Genomic DNA, 17,487 nt, shown 5'->3' with positions numbered 1-17,487 from the left:
AACGATGACATCCAACGACACTATTTAATATTATTTGAATGATAATAGTGAAAACAGTCGAACGATTTTTTTTGCTTGTTCATCAATTTGACAAACTTTTATGTCTATTAAACTTATAATTATCTGAACAATTAAAAAATAGGGAGTGTGATTTATGGAAAAGACACATGCTAGTTTCATAGAACCTGCCAGTGAAGTTAATCTTCATTCATCCAAATGGGCTTTGCAGAGTGGATTGAAAAAAATTCAACTAATGCTGGAGTCCTTTTTCATAAAAAAGGGGTTCTTGTTATTATTGGTTGGTTTTTTGCTAGGACGGGCCCTGATTTTGGCGAAGCTGACTCCTTTTTGCCTTCCTTATTTTGCCTCTGTTTATTTAATTAAGCGTGATCGGGCACCGCTTGCCTTGATCGGACTTGTAATCGGAGCAGTGACCATTTCACTAACAAACGCTGCCTTTACTTTTATCGTGACCCTTTGTTTTATCGTTATTTTCCGAATAAGCAAGAAATGGGTAAAAAACGAGTTGAAAGCTTTACCTTTTTTTGTCGGGATTATACTTGGACTGGGGAAACTAGCTGAAGCGTTTATCCTTTCGACACAATTAACGCTATATGATTTCATGATGGTCGGGGTCCAAACAAGTCTTGCGTTTATATTAACGCTGATATTTTTACAAAGTATCCCATTGTTGACCTTTAACAAACGGAGACAATTGTTAAAAACTGAAGAAATCGTCTGCTTAATTATTATGCTCGCTTCGATCATGACGGGGACAATCGGCTGGAAGGTATATGACTTGTCGGTTGAGCATATCTTGTCGAGATACCTAGTACTAGTGTTCTCTTTTATTGCGGGAGCAACGGTCGGTTCCACCGTTGGGGTGGTCACAGGGTTAATCTTTAGTCTTGCGAGTGTTTCTAGCTTTTACCATATGAGTCTACTTGCTTTTTCAGGTGTTCTGGGCGGTCTAATGAAGGAAGGGAAGAAGATTGGTGTATCGATTGGCCTATTTATTGCGACACTCCTCATCGGCATGTATGGGGAAGGCGGCGATGGCACCATCCTGCTAACGGTTTTGGAGACCGCAGCCGCTGTCTTCTTATTCCTGCTCACACCGCAGGTATTAACTTCACGATTAGCAAAATATATTCCTGGTACGCCCGAATACACAGCGGAACAGCAAAAATATATGCGGAAAATGCGCGATGTCACCGCGCAGCGGGTTTCGCAATTCTCGAATGTCTTCCATGCCTTGTCCAAAAGCTTTTCACAAATGGAAGTCCAGCCAAAGGAGGACGAAAGTGAACGGGAAATGGATTACTTTATGAGCAACGTCACCGAAAAAACCTGCCAAACCTGCTTTAAGAAGGAACAATGCTGGGCGAGTAATTTTAATACAACCTATGCCTATATGGAAGAAATTATTCACGAAATGGACCAAAATAATGGGAATGTTTCTTCTAAACTAACACGAGAATGGGAGAAGATTTGCACCCGTTCCAAAAAAGTATATGAATCGATTGGACAGGAATTAACCTTTTTCCAAGCCAATCAAAAACTAAAAAGGCAGGTTCAAGAAAGCCGCAGGCTGGTGGCCGACCAATTATTAGGCGTGTCCGAAGTTATGGAGAATTTTGCGAAAGAGATTCAACGAGAAAGAGAAAATCACCATAAACAAGAAGAGCAAATTATGGAGGCGATGCAATCATTCGGAATCCATATTGAACAGGTAGAAATTTATAGCCTTGAACAAGGAAATGTCGATATTGAAATGTCTCTACCATTTTGCAATGGTCACGGGGAATGTGAAAAGCTGATTGCGCCGATGTTGTCAGACATTCTCGGGGAGACCATCGTGGTCAAAATGGAAGAATGTGCAACCATCCCGAATGATTTTTGCCATGTGACGTTTAGGTCGTCCAAGGCGTATACGGTCCAAACAGGTGTGGCCCATGCCGCTAAGGATGGCGGTCTTGTTTCGGGCGATAGCTATTCGACGATTGAACTGGGGTTTGGAAAATATGCGATTGCCATCAGTGATGGGATGGGAAATGGCGAAAGAGCGCATTACGAGAGTAAAGAAACATTGCTTCTTTTGCAAAAAATCCTCCAATCCGGAATTGAGGAAAAGGTGGCAATTAAATCGGTTAATTCGATCCTTTCACTTCGAACGACAGATGAAATCTTTTCTACATTAGACTTAGCGATGATTGATCTGCAAAATGCATCAGCAAAGTTTCTTAAAATTGGTTCGACACCTAGCTTTATTAAACGAGGAAATAAAATTATTAAAATCCAGGCCAGCAATTTGCCGATTGGGATGATTCAAGAATTTGAAGTAGATGTGGTAAGTGAACAATTAAAAGCCGGCGATTTACTCATCATGATGAGTGATGGGGTATTTGAAGGACCTTTGCATGTCGAGAACTATGATTTATGGATGAAGCGAAAATTACAAGGATTAGAGACAGATGACCCACAAGAAGTAGCTGATTTAATCCTTGAGGAAGTAATTCGATCGAGATCGGAGGTCATCCATGATGATATGACGGTGACTGTTGCAAAAATAAAACATAATACCCCGAAATGGGCATCGATTCCAGTTCAAAAATTAAAGCGGCAAGCCTAAACGAGTTATTTTATACAGTCACCTATTAAAATATGTATAAATCACCTTCTTCCCGTCGAAAATGGTACCAATACAAGTAGTGGAGGGAGAAGGTTATGTATACAGGGAAAATTCGCCAAATCTTACTGATTACTGATGGATGTTCCAATCATGGGGACGATCCGATTGCCATGGCTGCACTCGCACACGAACAAGGAATTACTGTTAATGTCATCGGGGTAATGGAACAGGATACAATTGATGAAAAAGGGATGACTGAAATTGAAGGGATTGCGATGTCAGGCGGAGGAGTCAGTCAGATTGTCTATGCTCAGCAACTATCGCAAACCGTACAAATGGTTACACGGAAGGCCATGAATCAAACGATTCAAGGAGTGGTAAACCGAGAATTGCAGCAAATCTTAGGACGATCTCAAACAATGGAAGATCTCCCGCCGGAAAAACGCGGGGAAGTGATGGAGGTTGTGGATGAATTAGGAGAAACTGTCGAATTAGAGGTGTTGATTCTTGTCGATACAAGTGCAAGTATGAAACATAAACTGCCGACGGTGAAAGAAGCGCTGCTTGACCTATCTCTAAGCTTAAACGCCCGTACAGGTGATAATCAATTTTCAGTTTATGTATTTCCCGGGAAAAAGAAAGATGTCGAAAAATTGCTGGATTGGACGCCGAAACTGCAAACATTAACAAGTGTGTTTTCCCAATTATCGACCGGAGGAATTACCCCTACAGGACCAGCGTTACGGACAGCTTTAGCCTCATTTGATCAAAAACAATCCTTAAGGAGCCTTATTTCACGTGATGATGAATCATACTTTGAAGAATCAATGTAAGGTTAGCCCAGGAACCGTCATTTCAGGGAAGTGGCATTTCAACAAGTACACAATCATTAAGGAACTTGGATTTGGAGCAAACGGAGTGGTCTACCTTGCCAATCATAATAACACCCAGGTAGCGTTAAAAATGAGTGATAATGGGATGTCGGTTACTTCTGAAGTAAATGTTCTAAAATCCTTAGCAAAGGTCCAGGGAACCCCAACCCTTGGGCCTTGTTTGCTTGATGTCGATGATTGGCAGAGTAATCAAGGACTTATTTCCTTCTATGTTATGGAATACATACAAGGCCCTGACTTTTTATCTTTTTTACAACAAAAGGGAAGATCCTGGACAAGTGTGTTATTTTTGCAGCTGTTAAATGATTTAGACAAGCTTCATGAAAATGGCTGGGTCTTTGGTGACCTAAAGCCAGAAAATTTAATTGTCACCGGCCCCCCGCCTAAAATAAGGTGTATTGATGTTGGCGGCACCACGATTCAGGGGAGAGCGATCAAGGAATTCACTGAGTTTTATGACCGCGGTTATTGGGGGCTGGGTTCGAGGAAGGCTGAACCCTCGTATGACTTGTTTGCGGTGGCAATGATTATGATCAATACCGCCTATCCAAAACGATTGACGAAAACAACGGGGGGGATCTCGCAATTAAGGGAAGCTATTCGTCAGAAGCCAGAGTTATTGGCATGGGAAAAGGTGATTGTAAAAGCACTTCAAGGCCATTATAGCAGCGCAAAACAAATGAGGGCTGACCTTTTAAATCTCATGATTGATAAAAAAATTCCTGACCCGCTTTCTGCAAAGACTGCTGGAACGAGCAAACCGGCACAACAACAAAAACAAAAACAACACCCTCCAACAAGTTCAGTGGCAACTCGGCCGATAACAAGACAGCACTATCGTAAAAAGAAGAAAAAAAGTGGCTGGATGGAATTTTGGTTAATCGCAATCATATTAGGTCTTTTATATGCATGGTACACATTTAATAAATTACTATAAATGTTTGAAACTATTTCCTAAGTCATCCGTATATGATGTATACGTCTAAATTTGCGTAAATGAATAGGAAAAATTTCTAGGCATTTTGCAATACCAAATGCTTTGATACTTTATTCTTAAAAGTGGTAGACTAAGGTTATTCATGCGGTAATTAAGTTTTAAACTTTGGTTTAAGGAAGAGAGCAATATTATGTTAGAAACTAAAGTCAAGGCCTTCCTCCATCACCAGGAATTTCAGTTAACCTCGAAAAAAATGGTTATTGGTGTTTCAGGAGGGCCAGATTCACTGGCACTGCTCCACTATCTGCTCACGGAAAAAGAGAAGGAAGGTATTTCCCTTGTTGTGGCGCATGTAGACCATATGTTTCGGGGGCAGGAGTCTTATGAGGATGCGCTTTTTGTTCGAAATTTTTGTGAACAGCATAGCATTCCGTTTGAAATGACGAGGGTTAATGTCCCGGAAATAATGGAGAGAACAGGTAAAAGTTCGCAAATCGCGGCACGAGACGTCAGGTATGAGTTTTTTTCAGAAATCATGGAAAAGTATCAGTATCCATTTTTAGCGCTGGCACATCATGGCGATGACCAAATGGAAACGATGCTGATGAGAGTAACGAGAGGTAGTACAGGTCTTGCCCGTGCAGGTATACCGTTTAGCCGCCCGTTTCATAAGGGCACGATTTTCCGTCCGTTTTTAGGGGTAGAGAGGACTGACATTGAAGACTACTGTCACAAGCATAACCTTAGCCCGAGAATAGATCCTAGTAACGAAAAAGGAATCTATAGCAGAAATCGGTTTCGTAAAGAAGTCATTCCTTTTTTGAAAAATGAAAACCCGCTTGTCCATGAACATTTTCAACGGTTTAGTGAAGAATTAACAAGCGATGAAACCTTTCTTCAGGAATTAACTATTCAGCAAATGAATACAGTATTCACAAAAAAGGAAGAGTCCAAAATTACCATTGACATTAACCGATTTCTTGAAGTGCCTTTACCTTTACAAAGGAGAGGGATTAAACTAATATTAAACTATCTTTACAAAGAAAAACCTGCTTCTTTATCTGCTGTACATATTGATCAAGTATTTTTCTTAATTCAACATCCTCAGCCATCAGGTCATCTCGATTTCCCTAATGGTTTAAAAGTTATCCGTTCCTATTATTCCCTTTCATTCCAATTTCAATCGATTGAGGCGTCGTCCTATCAATTTGAAATGACAGAGCCTGGTGTGATTAACTTGCCGAATGGCGGGAAAATTAGTAGCAGATATATAATGGGGGAAATTCCAGTGGCAGATGGTAATTCTGCATTGTTTAGTATAAACAAGATAAAGTGGCCAATTATTATTCGCTCTAGAAAAATAGGCGACCGCATGACAATAAAGGGGATGCAAGGTTCAAAAAAATTAAAGGCGATATTCATTGATCAAAAAGTACCAGTTGAAGAACGAAATATGTGGCCCGTACTAACTGACACAAAAGAAGGTATTATTTGGCTGCCAGGTTTAAAAAAATCTTCAATTGAAGGCATAGATTACACAGCTCAACAATATATACTATTCACATATCAAAAGTAAGGATCTTCTAGGGGGCACATTTAGATGAAACAGGACATTAAACAGGTATTAGTATCAGAAGAGGAAATTCAAACTATGATCAGAGAATTAGCTGCACAGTTAACGGAAGAATACCAAGATAAATTTCCGCTTGCAATTGGTGTTTTAAAAGGTGCTATGCCGTTTATGGCTGATTTATTAAAACGTATGGATTGCTATCTTGAAATGGATTTTATGGATGTATCCAGCTACGGATCCGGACTTGTTTCTTCTGGGGAAGTAAAAATTATTAAGGATTTAGATACATCTGTTGAAGGAAGAGACATTCTCATTATCGAAGATATAATCGATAGTGGTCTAACACTTAGCTATTTGGTTGACTTATTCAAGTATAGGAAAGCAAAATCCATCAAAATTGTGACACTGCTCGATAAACCAACTGGGAGAAAAAGTGCCATTAAAGCGGATTATGTTGGCTTTATAGTGCCAGATGAATTTGTTGTCGGTTATGGCTTGGATTATATTGAAAAATATCGAAACCTTCCATACATTGGCGTCCTAAAACCGGAAGTATACAGCGATAATCTCTAAGGATAAAGTTTTAAGTTAGATAGCAAATGAGTGTAATTTCTTGAATTTGTAAGATTTTCTATGATACCATTTAATATAGTTTGTCCATCGTGGGAGGAGGTAAGAGATGAATCGGATCTTCCGTAATACCATCTTTTATTTATTGATATTTTTAGTCATTATTGGCGTGGTGAGTTTCTTCAATGGAAGCAATGAACCGACAGATCATATTTCATATGATAAGTTTGTTACCCAATTAGAAAATGGCAAAGTAAATTCGTTCTCCATGCAGCCTGAACGAGGGGTTTATGAAGTTCGTGGTGAGTTGGAAACGAAGAAAAAATTCATAACGTATATTCCAAACAGTGAAGAAATTATTAACAAAATTAATAAAGCTGATTCAAAGGTAGAAGTAATGCCTGCAAAGGAAACAAGCGGCTGGGTGACATTCTTTACATCGATTATTCCGTTTGTGATTATCTTTATTTTATTCTTCTTCTTATTAAACCAAGCACAAGGCGGCGGCAGCCGTGTTATGAACTTTGGTAAATCCAAGGCAAAGCTTTATAACGATGATAAGAAAAAAGTCCGCTTTAGAGATGTAGCCGGTGCGGATGAAGAAAAAGCAGAATTAGTGGAAGTCGTTGAATTTTTAAAAGATCCACGGAAATTTGCTGAACTGGGTGCCCGGATTCCTAAAGGGGTCCTGCTTGTGGGTCCTCCAGGTACTGGTAAAACATTGCTAGCTCGTGCAACTGCAGGTGAAGCAGGCGTTCCATTCTTCTCGATTAGTGGTTCTGATTTCGTTGAAATGTTTGTCGGGGTTGGGGCTTCCCGTGTGCGTGATCTATTCGAAAACGCTAAGAAAAATGCACCATGTATAATCTTTATTGATGAAATTGATGCAGTTGGACGTCAGCGTGGCGCTGGGTTAGGCGGCGGACATGATGAACGTGAGCAAACATTGAACCAATTGCTTGTTGAAATGGATGGATTTGGGGCAAATGAAGGAATTATCATTATTGCTGCTACAAACCGTGCAGATATATTAGATCCTGCGTTATTACGTCCCGGTCGTTTTGACCGACAAATTACTGTAGATCGTCCGGACGTTATTGGACGTGAAGCTGTCCTAAAAGTTCATGCGCGTAATAAACCATTAGACGAATCTGTAAACTTGAAAAACATTGCGATGCGTACACCTGGTTTCTCGGGTGCTGATTTAGAAAACTTATTGAATGAGGCGGCTTTAGTAGCAGCCCGCAGCAGTAAGAAGAAAATCGATATGGAAGACATTGATGAAGCAACAGACCGCGTCATTGCCGGTCCAGCTAAAAAGAGCCGCGTTATTTCCGAAAAAGAACGAAATATTGTTGCTTTCCATGAGGGTGGACATACGGTCATCGGGTTAGTACTTGATGAAGCAGATATGGTCCATAAGGTTACAATCGTACCGCGCGGTCAAGCAGGTGGATATGCTGTTATGCTTCCGAGGGAAGACCGTTACTTTATGACGAAGCCAGAATTGCTTGATAAAATTGTTGGCTTATTAGGCGGGCGTGTCGCCGAAGAGATTGTGTTTGGGGAAGTAAGTACTGGAGCCCACAACGATTTCCAACGTGCTACAGGAATTGCTCGTAAGATGGTTACCGAATATGGTATGAGTGATAAGCTCGGACCGCTTCAGTTTGGTCAAGGTTCAGGTGGTCAGGTATTCTTAGGTCGTGACATTCATAATGAACAGAATTATTCCGATGCGATTGCCTATGAAATCGACTTGGAAGTTCAACGAATTATTAAAGAATGTTATGAAAGAGCCAGAGTCATTCTAACTGAAAATCGTGATAAGCTTGATCTCATTGCGAAAACATTACTTGAAGTGGAAACACTTGTGGCTGAACAGATTAAATACTTGGTTGACCATGGCCGTATGCCAGAACCTAATCAAGCTTTAGAAGCTGTAAAAATCGGCCCGAAAAAAACAGATGATGTGAAGGTCAACATCAATAAGAAAAAGGAAGAGCTTGAGTCTCAACCCTCTTCTGACGAATTAGATAATCAATAAATGGTTAAGAGCGCTTCATTGAAGCGCTCTTTTTTTTTCAGGATTAACCTGATATATGGTATTATGTTTTCAGTATAGAAGAGAATAATCTGAAAAGTGAGTGATAGATTTGATTTTCGTATTTGATGTAGGAAATACCAATATAGTGCTAGGTGTGTATGATGGGGATGAGCTTAAATATCACTGGCGTGTGGAGACCAATAGAAACCGTACAGAAGATGAGTTTGGAATGAACATTAAAGCATTGTTCGATCATGCAGGCCTCTCTTTTTCCGATATTGACGGTATCATTATCTCTTCGGTGGTTCCACCAATCATGTTTGCACTAGAAAGAATGTGCCAAAAGTATTTTCACATTAAACCGTTTGTTGTTGGCCCAGGAATCAAAACAGGTTTGAACATAAAATATGAAAACCCGAGAGAAGTGGGTGCTGACCGAATCGTTAATGCCGTAGCTGCGATTCATGAATATGGAAGTCCGCTGATTATTGTCGATTTTGGTACAGCCACAACGTATTGTTATGTGAATGAGGAACGTCAATATATGGGTGGTGCGATTGCCCCAGGTGTGGGCATTTCAACAGAGGCGCTTTATTCGCGAGCGTCCAAACTGCCGAGAATAGAAATTGCCCGTCCAGAAGGTGTAATTGGCAAAAATACGGTGGCAGCCATGCAGGCAGGTATTGTCTACGGGTATGTAGGACAAGTCGAGGGGATTGTAAAGCGGATGATGGAGCAAGGCGAGAAAAAGCCTACCGTCATTGCGACCGGTGGTTTAGCCAATTTAATTGCCCAAGAATCAACCATTATTGATGTTGTCGACCCATTTTTAACTTTAAAAGGATTACAGCTTATCTATAAAAGGAACATAGGGCAACCTAAGGAATAACAGCAAGAAAGGGGTTTAACAATGAATGATTATCTTGTAAAGGCACTTGCTTATGATGGAAATATTCGCGCCTTTGCCGTTCGCACGACAGATACCGTGACGGAGGCACAAAGGCGTCATCAAACCTGGAGAACGGCATCCGCTGCACTTGGCCGCACATTGACCGCAGGCGTGATGATGGGTGCGATGCTAAAGGGTGAGGATAAATTAACGATTAAAATTAATGGCGGCGGCCCACTAGGACCAATTGTTGTAGATAGTAATGCAAAAGGGGAAGTCCGTGGTTACGTAACAAACCCAGAGGTGGATTTTGAATCAAATGAACATGGCAAGCTGGACGTCAGTCGTGCCGTTGGGACAGACGGTATGTTAGCTGTCGTCAAGGATATCGGATTACGTGACTTTTTTTCTGGTCAAGTTCCACTTGTATCTGGAGAATTAGGTGAGGACTTCACGTATTACTTTGCTACCTCTGAGCAGGTACCGTCTTCCGTTGGGGTAGGTGTTTTAGTGAACCCGGATGATACGATTTTGGCAGCAGGCGGCTTTATTTTTCAATTAATGCCTGGCACACCGGATCCCATTATTTCAAAACTAGAGGAGCGCCTAAAAACGATTGAGCCTATCTCGAAATTAATTGAGCGAGGATTAACACCGGAGCAAATTCTAGAAGAACTTTTTGGAAAAGAACAAGTAAAGGTTCTAGAAACGATGCCGGTGGGCTTTGTGTGTAATTGCTCCAAAGAACGATTCGCTAACGCCATTATTGGTTTAGGAGCGGCAGAGATTACGGCAATGATTGAAGAAGATGGCCAGGCTGAGGCACATTGTCACTTTTGCAATGAAAAATACCTTTTTACAAGTGATGAACTAGAAGAGCTTAAAAAAGAAGCGAAGTAGCGGGTGCTTGCCCTTTTCTGATGGGAGGAGAGAGATTGGGAAGGAAGCAACTTTGGATGGTGATTGCCGCCCTGATATTGGTGAACTGCCTAACAATCGCTTTTTTTCTATCAAAGGCAAATATGGCAGGCGGTACGGTCATAAATGATGAGACAGTAGCGACCATTGGAAAAAAGACGATCCTACGACAAGATTGGTTAAATGAGCTCGAATCAAGATATGGGAAAGATGTTTTAAAAGAAATGGTCGATCAAAAGGTCATAGAAGAAATGGCTGCAAAATATAATATAAAAGTGCCCAGCCAAGATGTCGACCGCGAATTTAGAATGCTGCAATCGACTACGAATATATTTAATAAACAGACGATCAAAGATGAGAAAAAGTGGAAGGAACAAATCCGCAGCAACCTTCTTTTAGAGGAACTTTTAACGAAAGATGTAGAAGTTTCAACCAGTGAACTCAAAAGTTATTATCAAAAAAACGAAGACTTATTTAATGTACCAGCTTCCTATCATTTATCACATATTGTGGTGGGTACACTAGAAGAAGCGGACAGGGCTTTGCAAGAGTTAGATCAAGGTTCGGATTTTGCAACGTTAGCAATGGAACGATCGATTGAGGAGTTTTCTGCAAATAAGGGCGGCGATATAGGGTATATTAGTGAAGGGGATGAGCGTTATCCCAGTCAATATATCGAAATCGCGAAAGAATTGAAGAAAGAAGCTTACAGTACACCAATCAAAGTGGACGAAGGTTATGCCATCCTTAAGTTAGAAGGAAAGATCGGTGGGAAAAAATATTCCTTTGCTGATGTAAAGAAGCAAATTCGCAGGCAAATTGCTCTCGAACAAATGAAATCACCTGCATCTGCCACTACATTTTGGGATGATGCCAAGGTCGAATGGTTTTATGGTCAAAAAGGAAACGAAAGCACAGAGTGATTCTGTGCTTTTTCTGTACACAGATAGAAAAAGTAAATTTGGAATATTGTAAAAATACGTAAACAAAACGATTGACAAACACAATACGAAACTGGTAAATTTAATGATATAAATCCAATCGATTTACTCGGAATAGGGGTGCTCTTAATGGTGCGTGTTGCAAATTCAGTTGCCGAATTAGTCGGCCAAACGCCTATTGTTAAATTAAACAGATTAGTAGATGAAAATAGTGCTGAGGTATATCTGAAGCTGGAATATTTTAACCCTGGCAGCAGTGTAAAAGATCGTATCGCTTTAGCTATGATTGAAGCAGCGGAAGAGCAAGGTTTAATCAAACCAGGTGTTGATACTATTATTGAGCCTACGAGCGGAAATACTGGAATTGGACTTGCGATGATTGCTGCAGCAAAAGGTTACAAAGCTGTCTTTGTAATGCCTGAAACGATGAGTTTGGAACGTCGGAATCTACTTCGTGCATACGGTGCAGAGCTTGTGTTAACACCAGGACCTGCCGGCATGAAGGGCGCAATTGCTAAGGCAGAAGAACTCGTTCAAGAACACGGTTATTTCTTGCCGCAACAATTTAAAAATGAAGCAAACCCTGAAGTTCATAGAAGAACAACGGGTAAAGAAATTGTAGAACAAATGGATCAATTAGATGGTTTTATTTCTGGTATAGGAACAGGCGGAACTATCACCGGTGCAGGTGAAGTCCTCCGCGAGAAATTTCCAAATGTTAAAATTTATGCAGTAGAACCTACGGATTCTCCAGTCTTATCGGGTGGTAAACCAGGTCCACACAAAATTCAAGGTATTGGTGCCGGTTTTGTACCTGATACTTTAAATACAAATATCTATGATGAAATTATTCAAGTTGCTGCGGAAGATGCATTCTCAGCTTCACGCCGTGCAGCAAGAGAAGAAGGGATCCTTGGAGGTATTTCTTCAGGAGCAGCAATTCACGCTGCCTTAAAAGTGGCGAAAGAACTTGGAAAAGGGAAAAAGGTCCTTGCGATTATTCCAGATAACGGCGAACGTTATTTAAGCACACCGCTTTACCAATACGAAGCAGAATAATAATTGAGAGGCGTCGGCTTTGCCGGTGCTTCTTTTTTTGTAATCTAATTGAGATTTCATGTATGATAATAGAAGTGAAAAAAGGCTGGATAAGGAGGAAAAGGTATGAAAACATCTCTAGAACAAATCCAATGTGGGCCATATACCTTGGATAGTAGTAAAAAGACCATTATCATGGGCATTTTAAATGCTACTCCAGATTCCTTTTCGGATGGCGGTAAGTTCAATCATATTGACATTGCAGTTGAACGAGCAAAAGAAATGGTGGCAAATGGAGCAGATATTATTGATATTGGCGGTGAATCGACACGGCCAGGCTTTGCAACTGTCCCTGCCGAGGAGGAGATCAAGCGGGTAATTCCCATTATTAAGGCGATTTCTGAACATGTCCAAGTCCCGATATCGATTGATACGTATAAAGCAGAAGTGGCAAAGCAGGCGATTGAAGCGGGGGCCCATCTGATTAATGATGTATGGGGGGCAAAAGCGGATGACAAGATGGGACAAGTTGCTGCTGCCTATGGTATTCCGATTGTGCTCATGCATAATCGTCACGACCGAAACTATCAGGTATTTATGAGAGACGTCATCAATGACCTTTATGAAAGTATTGCCATCGTTAAAAAGGCAGGGGTTAAGGATGAACAGATTATCCTCGACCCGGGTATCGGGTTTGCAAGGGATTATCAAGAAAATCTGTTAACGATGCAGAATCTAGATACATTTGTGAAACTAGGCTACCCAGTATTGCTAGGAACCTCCAGAAAATCGATGATTGGCCAAGCTTTGGATCTTCCCGTTCATGAAAGAATGGAAGGTACAGGAGCAACCATCTGCTACGGCATCCAAAAAGGCTGCCATATAATCCGTGTTCATGATGTTAAAGAAATGAGCAGAATGGCTAAGATGATGGATGCCCTGATGGGAAAGGGTGAAATGATTGGATAAAATCTACGTCAATAGAATGGAGTTTTTCGGATACCATGGTGTTTTTCCAGAAGAGACACGGTTGGGGCAGCGATTTGCAGTAGATTTAGCAGTTTCCCTTGATTTAAAAAAGGCAGGAGAAACCGATGAGCTGGAGTACTCAGTGAATTATGCTGATCTCTACCAAGTCTGCAAAGAAATAGTGGAGGGGAATCCTTATAAATTGGTCGAAGCTGTCGCAGAAAAAATTGCGGCTACTATTTTGAATGGGTTCCCACTCGTATCTGAGGTTACTGTCACGGTGATTAAGCCAGATCCGCCGATTCCGGGCCATTACAGGTCCGTTGCAGTAGAAATTACAAGGAGAAGATAAAAGTGGAAAACACAGCATTTATTGCCCTTGGCTCGAATATAGGAAACCGTTATGATAATATAGCGAGTGCGATTAAAAGGTTAACAAGTTATTCTGGTATTCAATTGGTAAATTACTCCTCTGTTTATGAGACGGATCCGATTGGCTATGAAGATCAGGACTTATTTTTGAATATGGTAATAGAGATTCAGACAGCACTGAATCCCATTGATTTACTTGATTTATGTTTAGGAATTGAATTAGAACTTGGGAGAAAAAGGGAAGTTAAGTGGGGTCCGCGAACAATAGACCTTGACATTCTTACCTTTAACCAAGAAAATATTGAAAGCGAGAAGCTCATCGTTCCACATCCAAGGATGTTAGAACGGGCGTTTGTAATTATTCCACTTTTAGAAATATATCAGGACAAACAATGTTCGGAGATAAATAAATTACTTGAGGGATCGTTAGAAGAATTACCAAATAAAGAAGGAGTCCGAATATGGAAGCGGAAAAATGGGGAAGACGTATTCGAGCCTATCGGAAGTTAAAGGGCTTTACACAAGAAGGTTTTTCGAAACAACTAGGTGTATCAGTATCAATTTTAGGCGAAATTGAAAGAGGGAACCGACTTCCTGCTGCTGATTTGCTTGAAAGGATTGCGGAATCTTTAAAAATCACATTAGATGACCTGACGCCGAAGGAATAAAATTGGGAATGTGCCCATTTATAAATAAAGACAAGAAGAGTAGGAGGTAGTTCTATGTTGAAAATTGGCGATATTGAAATGAAGAATCCCGTCGTACTAGCTCCGATGGCTGGTGTGTGCAACTCGGCATTCCGGTTAACGGTAAAAGAGTTTGGCGCTGGTTTAGTTTGTGCAGAGATGGTAAGTGATAAAGGGATTGTATTTAAAAACGAAAAAACAATGAATATGCTATATATCGATGAGCGTGAAAAACCGTTAAGCTTGCAAATTTTTGGCGGTGAAAAGAAAACACTTGTCGAAGCGGCTAAGTTTGTTGATCAAAATACAAATGCCGATATTATCGATATTAATATGGGCTGCCCTGTTCCAAAAATTACGAAATGTGATGCTGGGGCAAAGTGGCTGCTTGACCCGAATAAAATTTATGAGATGGTTTCTGCGGTAGTAGCGGAAGTTGAAAAACCTGTTACTGTAAAAATGCGGATGGGCTGGGATGAAGAGCATATTTTTGCCGTAAAAAATGCCCAGGCCGTAGAACGTGCTGGAGGAAAGGCTGTTTCCTTGCATGGGCGAACGCGTGTTCAGATGTATGAGGGGAAAGCAAACTGGGATATTATTCGTGAAGTAAAGCAAAACCTAAATATTCCGTTGATTGGTAATGGTGACGTTCAGACACCGCAAGATGCGAAACGCATGCTTGATGAAACAGGCGTAGACGGGGTAATGATTGGAAGAGCTGCTTTAGGTGACCCGTGGATGATCTATCGCACCATTCAATATTTAGAAACTGGTATCTTAATGCCGCAGCCATCCGTGAGAGAAAAAATTGATGTATGTATCCTTCACCTGGATCGCTTAATTGCTCTTAAAAATGAAGATATTGCCGTTCGCGAAATGCGTAAGCATGCAGCCTGGTATTTAAAAGGGGTACGCGGCAACGCCAAAGTTCGTAATGCCATTAATGAATGTGAAACGAGAGATTATTTAGTGACATTATTAAATGGTTTAGTTGCAGAAATGGAAGAAAAAGAACAAAGTCAATTGATTGTAGGTTAAATTTGTCACTTAAGGTGTCTTTTCTATACTAATTGGATGCTGCCAGTGAAAAAACTGGCAGTTTTTATTTTATTAAGATTTTTTTGATGTCTGAAAGTATAAGTTTGTGTAAAATAATAAAGTATGAAGAAAAATGGAATTGCCTTAATTAAAGCATTTTACATAATAAAAGATAATTGGAGTGGATTTTATGAGTCAGGAAGATTTAAATGACCAATTAAGGGTCAGACGTGAAAAAATGAATACCATGCGCGAAAATGGTCTAGATCCATTCGGAAAGCGTTTTGACCGTTCTCACAGCACAAAAGAATTGGTTGAGCAGTATGGGGAATTAGAAAAAGAAGAGATTGAAACCAAAAATGTTTCTGTTTCTTTAGCTGGCCGAATTATGACGAAGCGTGGAAAAGGGAAAGCCGGCTTCGCGCATCTTCAAGATTTAACAGGTCAAATTCAAGTATATGTTCGACAAGATGCAATAGGTGAAGAAAACTATAATCTTTTTGATTCCGCAGACTTAGGTGACATTATTGGAGTCACGGGAACACTTTTTAAAACAAAAGTAGGCGAATTATCCGTAAAAGTGGAAGACTTTGTGTTTTTAACAAAAGCTTTGCGCCCGCTCCCTGACAAATTCCACGGACTAAAGGATGTGGAACAGCGCTACCGCCAGCGTTATTTGGACTTAATTATGAGCCAGGAAAGCAAGGCTACCTTTATTGCAAGAAGCCGTATTATCCAATCCATGCGTCGTTATTTAGATGATCACGGTTATTTAGAAGTAGAAACACCAATGATGCATTCCATCGCAGGTGGAGCTTCAGCACGTCCATTTATTACCCACCATAATGCACTTGATATGCCATTATTTATGAGGATTGCGATTGAGTTGCACTTAAAGCGCCTGATCGTGGGCGGACTGGAAAAGGTGTATGAAATTGGCCGTGTATTCCGGAACGAAGGTGTTTCGACCCGTCACAATCCTGAATTCACGATGATTGAACTCTATGAAGCTTATGCAGATTATCGTGATATCATGAGTCTCACCGAGAATTTAATTGCTCATATTGCCCAAGAAGTAGTTGGTTCAACGACTGTTCAGTATGGCGATTATGAAGTGGATCTGAAACCTGAATGGAAGAGACTTCACATGGTAGATGCAATTAAAGAATACACAGGTGCAGACTTCTGGAAAGAAATGAGTGTTGAAGAAGCACGTGAACTTGCTAAAGAACACGGTGTTGAAATTAATAACAACATGCTTTATGGTCACATTGTGAATGAATTCTTTGAGCAAAAGGTAGAGGAAAAGCTAATTCAACCTACCTTTATTTATGGACACCCCGTGGAGATCTCACCACTTGCAAAGAAAAATGATGAGGACCCACGATTCACAGACCGTTTTGAATTGTTCATTGTCGCTCGCGAACATGCAAATGCATTTACTGAGCTGAATGATCCAATTGACCAAAGAGAACGATTTGAAGCGCAATTAAAAGAGCGTGAACAAGGTAATGATGAAGCTCATATGATGGATGATGATTTTGTTGAAGCTTTAGAGTATGGTATGCCGCCTACAGGTGGACTAGGGATTGGAATTGACCGCTTAGTAATGCTGCTTACTAATTCGCCATCCATCCGTGACGTACTATTATTCCCGCTTATGCGACATAAATAATCTCAAAAAAAGGTGCCGGCAACCCCGGCACCTTTTTCAATGACTTTGATAATGAAGAGTTAGAATATTTTTACTTTCACTTTTTAATAAAAATATAATAAATACTATTGCACTGGGCTTTTAATGGTGGTATATTAATATCTGTTGCTGCGAGACAGTAACGGTTTGAAAAAAAGTTAAAAAAGTTGTTGACTTTCGGTTGATAACTTGGTAAGATAATAAAGTCGCTTTAAGGCGATTGAGTAATTGATCTTTGAAAACTAAACAAACAAAATCGTGCAAACAAACAATAACTTTTAGCTTCAATTA

Annotated in this window: 16 protein-coding genes; all 16 read left to right on the top strand. The window is 40.4% G+C overall.

Annotated features, from left to right (window positions below; translation table 11 throughout):
* Positions 1-154: 154 nt before the first annotated feature.
* The 16 genes from spoIIE to lysS all read left to right on the top strand — a co-directional run bounded on the left by spoIIE (position 155) and on the right by lysS (position 17,178).
* On the top strand, positions 155-2,632 hold the full coding sequence (gene spoIIE, locus V7137_RS02905; protein ID WP_335696671.1) for a stage II sporulation protein E: 2,478 nt from the start codon (positions 155-157) through the stop codon (positions 2,630-2,632).
* Positions 2,633-2,727: 95 nt separating this feature from the next.
* Positions 2,728-3,465, top strand: a complete 738-nt coding sequence (locus V7137_RS02900) for a vWA domain-containing protein (RefSeq protein ID WP_335696670.1) — start codon at positions 2,728-2,730, stop codon at positions 3,463-3,465.
* On the top strand, positions 3,434-4,462 hold the full coding sequence (locus tag V7137_RS02895; protein ID WP_335696672.1) for a serine/threonine protein kinase: 1,029 nt from the start codon (positions 3,434-3,436) through the stop codon (positions 4,460-4,462). The genes V7137_RS02900 and V7137_RS02895 overlap by 32 nt, the downstream gene beginning before the upstream one ends.
* 190 nt (positions 4,463-4,652) lie before the next feature.
* A complete protein-coding gene (gene tilS / locus V7137_RS02890; protein WP_335696669.1) occupies positions 4,653-6,038 on the top strand; it encodes a tRNA lysidine(34) synthetase TilS in 1,386 nt (461 codons plus the stop codon).
* A gap of 24 nt (positions 6,039-6,062) precedes the next feature.
* On the top strand, positions 6,063-6,608 hold the full coding sequence (gene hpt / locus V7137_RS02885; protein ID WP_335696668.1) for a hypoxanthine phosphoribosyltransferase: 546 nt from the start codon (positions 6,063-6,065) through the stop codon (positions 6,606-6,608).
* 106 nt (positions 6,609-6,714) lie between these two features.
* Positions 6,715-8,652 carry an ATP-dependent zinc metalloprotease FtsH gene (gene ftsH, locus V7137_RS02880; protein WP_335696667.1) on the top strand — a complete coding sequence of 646 codons (1,938 nt, stop codon included), beginning with the start codon at positions 6,715-6,717 and terminating at the stop codon, positions 8,650-8,652.
* 109 nt (positions 8,653-8,761) lie between these two features.
* Entirely contained in the window at positions 8,762-9,541 is a 780-nt protein-coding gene (locus tag V7137_RS02875; protein WP_335696666.1) for a type III pantothenate kinase, read from the top strand.
* 21 nt (positions 9,542-9,562) lie between these two features.
* Positions 9,563-10,441 carry an Hsp33 family molecular chaperone HslO gene (gene hslO, locus V7137_RS02870; protein WP_335696665.1) on the top strand — a complete coding sequence of 293 codons (879 nt, stop codon included), beginning with the start codon at positions 9,563-9,565 and terminating at the stop codon, positions 10,439-10,441.
* Between the two features lie 35 nt (positions 10,442-10,476).
* Positions 10,477-11,382, top strand: a complete 906-nt coding sequence (locus V7137_RS02865; RefSeq protein WP_335696664.1) for a peptidyl-prolyl cis-trans isomerase — start codon at positions 10,477-10,479, stop codon at positions 11,380-11,382.
* Between the two features lie 147 nt (positions 11,383-11,529).
* On the top strand, positions 11,530-12,459 hold the full coding sequence (gene cysK / locus V7137_RS02860; RefSeq protein WP_218351197.1) for a cysteine synthase A: 930 nt from the start codon (positions 11,530-11,532) through the stop codon (positions 12,457-12,459).
* Positions 12,460-12,564: 105 nt separating this feature from the next.
* Positions 12,565-13,407, top strand: coding sequence for a dihydropteroate synthase (folP, locus tag V7137_RS02855; protein WP_335696663.1), 843 nt, complete (start codon positions 12,565-12,567; stop codon positions 13,405-13,407).
* Positions 13,400-13,759, top strand: a complete 360-nt coding sequence (gene folB / locus V7137_RS02850) for a dihydroneopterin aldolase (protein ID WP_335696662.1) — start codon at positions 13,400-13,402, stop codon at positions 13,757-13,759. The genes folP and folB overlap by 8 nt, the downstream gene beginning before the upstream one ends.
* A 2-nt stretch (positions 13,760-13,761) precedes the next feature.
* Positions 13,762-14,289 (top strand): 2-amino-4-hydroxy-6-hydroxymethyldihydropteridine diphosphokinase, encoded by a 528-nt coding sequence (folK, locus tag V7137_RS02845; RefSeq protein ID WP_335696661.1) that lies wholly within the window; start codon positions 13,762-13,764, stop codon positions 14,287-14,289.
* Entirely contained in the window at positions 14,241-14,447 is a 207-nt protein-coding gene (locus V7137_RS02840; protein WP_218351201.1) for a helix-turn-helix domain-containing protein, read from the top strand. Before folK ends, V7137_RS02840 begins: the two co-directional genes overlap by 49 nt.
* A 54-nt stretch (positions 14,448-14,501) precedes the next feature.
* The gene (dusB, locus tag V7137_RS02835; RefSeq protein ID WP_335696660.1) at positions 14,502-15,503 is read left to right on the top strand and encodes a tRNA dihydrouridine synthase DusB; all 1,002 of its coding nucleotides are present in this window, start codon (positions 14,502-14,504) and stop codon (positions 15,501-15,503) included.
* Positions 15,504-15,693: 190 nt separating this feature from the next.
* A complete protein-coding gene (gene lysS / locus V7137_RS02830; protein WP_335696659.1) occupies positions 15,694-17,178 on the top strand; it encodes a lysine--tRNA ligase in 1,485 nt (494 codons plus the stop codon).
* The last annotated feature ends 309 nt before the right edge of the window (positions 17,179-17,487 follow it).

This window comes from Neobacillus drentensis (assembly GCF_036962765.1).
Lineage (GTDB): Bacteria > Bacillota > Bacilli > Bacillales > Cytobacillaceae > Neobacillus > Neobacillus drentensis_C.
This window is presented reverse-complemented; position numbering and strand designations above follow the sequence as displayed.

Excerpts from the sequence above, each read along its gene's own strand:
- spoIIE (WP_335696671.1), top strand. The coding sequence starts at position 155 with ATGGAAAAGACACATGCTAGTTTCATAGAACCTGCCAGTGAAGTTAAT.
- V7137_RS02900 (WP_335696670.1), top strand. The coding sequence starts at position 2,728 with ATGTATACAGGGAAAATTCGCCAAATCTTACTGATTACTGATGGATGT.
- V7137_RS02895 (WP_335696672.1), top strand. The coding sequence starts at position 3,434 with ATGATGAATCATACTTTGAAGAATCAATGTAAGGTTAGCCCAGGAACC.
- tilS (WP_335696669.1), top strand. The coding sequence starts at position 4,653 with ATGTTAGAAACTAAAGTCAAGGCCTTCCTCCATCACCAGGAATTTCAG.
- hpt (WP_335696668.1), top strand. The coding sequence starts at position 6,063 with ATGAAACAGGACATTAAACAGGTATTAGTATCAGAAGAGGAAATTCAA.
- ftsH (WP_335696667.1), top strand. The coding sequence starts at position 6,715 with ATGAATCGGATCTTCCGTAATACCATCTTTTATTTATTGATATTTTTA.
- hslO (WP_335696665.1), top strand. The coding sequence starts at position 9,563 with ATGAATGATTATCTTGTAAAGGCACTTGCTTATGATGGAAATATTCGC.
- cysK (WP_218351197.1), top strand. The coding sequence starts at position 11,530 with ATGGTGCGTGTTGCAAATTCAGTTGCCGAATTAGTCGGCCAAACGCCT.
- folP (WP_335696663.1), top strand. The coding sequence starts at position 12,565 with ATGAAAACATCTCTAGAACAAATCCAATGTGGGCCATATACCTTGGAT.
- V7137_RS02840 (WP_218351201.1), top strand. The coding sequence starts at position 14,241 with ATGGAAGCGGAAAAATGGGGAAGACGTATTCGAGCCTATCGGAAGTTA.
- dusB (WP_335696660.1), top strand. The coding sequence starts at position 14,502 with ATGTTGAAAATTGGCGATATTGAAATGAAGAATCCCGTCGTACTAGCT.
- lysS (WP_335696659.1), top strand. The coding sequence starts at position 15,694 with ATGAGTCAGGAAGATTTAAATGACCAATTAAGGGTCAGACGTGAAAAA.